We start from the raw sequence: 2,435 nt of genomic DNA, 5'->3' as shown, positions 1-2,435 counted from the left end.
GGGCCGGCATGACGCCGCGTGGAACGGCGACGTCGGCGCGGCCTTCGACCGCTGGGTTTGGCCCGAGCAGGCTTGGCGCTGCGAGATGGTCGAGCGCGCGCTCGGCTAGGCCACCCGCCAGCGCCGCCGCCACGCGCCGTAAATGCGGTCGGCCAGACGGTAGCTCGCGGCCTGGTGAGCGGCGGTGGCGGCGCGCATCGCCGCCGGCGCCTGCACCGTCTGCGGGTGCGCGCCGACCGCGCCCGGGTACACCTCGCCTGGGTGGGCCAGCCAGCTCTCGATCTTCAGCGGCGTGATCTCGATGTGGAACTGCATCCCCAGATGCGGCCCGAGCGCGAAGGCCTGCACCGCGCAGGCGTCCGAAGCAGCCAGCACTTCGGCGCGCGGTGGCAACCCCACCACGCCGTCGTAGTGCCACTGGTAAACCAACGGGGCGGGCGCCTCGCCCAGCCACTCGCGCGCCGCGGCGCTGCCATCGTGCCGGATCGGCAGCCAGCCAATTTCCGGCCTCGGCAGGCGCTCGACCCGCCCGCCCAGCGCGCGCGCCAGCAGCTGCGCGCCTAGGCAATGCCCCAACACCGGGATGCCCGCTGTGTCGGCCTCGCGGATCAGCGCCTCGGCGTGGCGCAGGCTCGCGCGCTCGTCGTTGGCGCTCCACTCCCCGCCCATGACCGCCAACGCCCGGTAGCTGGCCACCGAGTCCGGATAGGCCTGCCCGGCCTCGGCGCAGAACACGTCCCAGCGCGCACCGACGGCGTCCAGCCACGTGGCCAGGTAGCCGGGTGGATCTTCCAGCGTGTGCTGCAGCACCAGCACGTCGGCGCGGGCCGCGCTGGCGGCGGCAGGGGACGAGAGCGCATCGGTCATGGTGGCCGGCATGGTAGCCGCCACGGACCCGTCCCTGGCGGTTGGCAGGTGCCATTGCCCGCCCCGCGCGGCGGACCACCCCGGCGGGGCACCCCAGTCCGGGCTGCGCGCCCAGTCGCGCTAACATCCCGGCCGTGGATACCCCGCTACCCTCCCCGCCCTCCGGCGAAAACGCCGCCGACGCCCCGCGCGTGGACACGCGTTTTCTGGAGTCGCTGATCGGCTACAACGCGCGCCGCGCGGCGCTGGCCATCATCGGCCATGTGCTGCAGCGGCTGGCCCCGTTTGGCTTGCGGGTGGTGGACTTTTCGGTGCTGACCGTCATCGCGCACAACCCGGGCATCACCTCTCGGCAGGTCTGCGCGGCGCTGGACATCCTGCCGCCCAATCTGGTGGGGCTGGTGCGGGCGCTGGAACGGCGGGGCTGGGTGGAAAAACGCGGTCACCCCACGGATCGCCGGGCGCAGGGGCTGTATGTGACGCCGCAGGGGGCCGAAGTGCAGGCGCAGGCGCAGGCGCAGGTGGGCGCGCTGGAAACCTCCGACGTCACCCACCTGGACGCCGGGGAACGCGCCACCCTGATCCGGCTGCTGCGCAAAATCTACCTGGGACCCGACGCCTGAACGCCCCGCCTAGCCGGGGGCCGGGGGTGGCCGTTCAGGCCGGCACGGGCGCCGCGACGATGCGCTGTCGCTGTTCGCCCAGCACGGGGCTGCCCAGCGTGACGACATCACCCGCCTGCAGGTACACCGGCGGACGCTGGCCCATGCCCACACCGGGGGGCGTACCGGTGAGGATCACATCGCCCGGCAGCAGCCGCATGAAGCGGCTGAGGTAGCTGACGATCTGCGCCACGCCAAAGATCATGGTGCGGGTGTTGCCCCGCTGGCGCGCCACCCCGTTGACGTCCAACCACAGGTCCACCGCCTGCGGATCGGGGATCTCGTCGGCCGTCACCAGCCAGGGCCCCAGGGGACAATGCGTGGGGTAGCTCTTGCCCTTGATCCACTGCCCTTCCATCTCGATCTGATGGGCGCGCTCGGACACGTCGTTGGCCAGACAGTAGCCCGCCACGTGTTGCAGCGCCGCTTCGGGCGGCACATGCCACGCCGGCTGGCCGATGACGACCGCCAGCTCGACCTCCCAATCCAGCTTGTGCGCCCCCGGCGGCAACCACACGTCGTCGTGCGGCCCGCTCACCGCGGCCGTGTGTTTGCTGAAGACGATGGGCTGCTTCGGGATGGGCAGACCGGCTTCGGCCGCGTGGTCGGCATAATTGAGGCCGATGGCGATCACATTGCCGATCTGCCCGACGCAGGGCCCCAGCCGCTCGGCCGGGTCCACCTCGGGCAGCCGGGCGGGGTCGAGGCGCGCCAGCCGGGCCTGGGCATCGGGCCCCAGCGTGTGCGGGGCCAGATCGCCGATCACCCCGGACAGGTCACGGCGCACCCCTTGCGCATCCAGCAAACCCGGGCGCTCGTTGCCGGGGGCCCCATGACGGAACAGTTTCATCTGCGTGGCTCCTTCGCCGTCGATTCTGACACGATCCCCGCCAGCCCCCCTTGAAC

Annotated in this window: 3 protein-coding genes; 1 reads left to right on the top strand and 2 read right to left on the bottom strand. The window is 72.3% G+C overall.

The annotated features are described in order from the left end of the window. Positions 1-105: 105 nt before the first annotated feature. A complete protein-coding gene (locus tag V7026_RS11345) occupies positions 106-867 on the bottom strand; it encodes a type 1 glutamine amidotransferase (RefSeq protein ID WP_334155483.1) in 762 nt (253 codons plus the stop codon). Positions 868-992: 125 nt separating this feature from the next. Between V7026_RS11345 and V7026_RS11340 the strand changes: the two genes are divergently transcribed. After that, positions 993-1,490, top strand: a complete 498-nt coding sequence (locus V7026_RS11340; RefSeq protein WP_443082363.1) for a MarR family winged helix-turn-helix transcriptional regulator — start codon at positions 993-995, stop codon at positions 1,488-1,490. Positions 1,491-1,524: 34 nt separating this feature from the next. Here the strand turns inward: V7026_RS11340 and V7026_RS11335 are convergent, their stop codons facing one another. Then, entirely contained in the window at positions 1,525-2,379 is an 855-nt protein-coding gene (locus V7026_RS11335) for a fumarylacetoacetate hydrolase family protein (protein ID WP_068607544.1), read from the bottom strand. Between the last annotated feature and the right edge of the window lie 56 nt (positions 2,380-2,435).

This window comes from Tepidimonas sp., from assembly GCF_036825565.1.
Classification (GTDB): domain Bacteria; phylum Pseudomonadota; class Gammaproteobacteria; order Burkholderiales; family Burkholderiaceae_C; genus Tepidimonas.
Note: the sequence above shows the minus strand (reverse complement) of the source record. Positions and strands in the feature narration are given on the sequence as shown.

What these genes read in the sequence shown, in the direction of transcription:
- V7026_RS11335 (WP_068607544.1), bottom strand. Translation starts at nt 2,379, where the DNA reads ATGAAACTGTTCCGTCATGGGGCCCCCGGCAACGAGCGCCCGGGTTTG.
- V7026_RS11345 (WP_334155483.1), bottom strand. Translation starts at nt 867, where the DNA reads ATGACCGATGCGCTCTCGTCCCCTGCCGCCGCCAGCGCGGCCCGCGCC.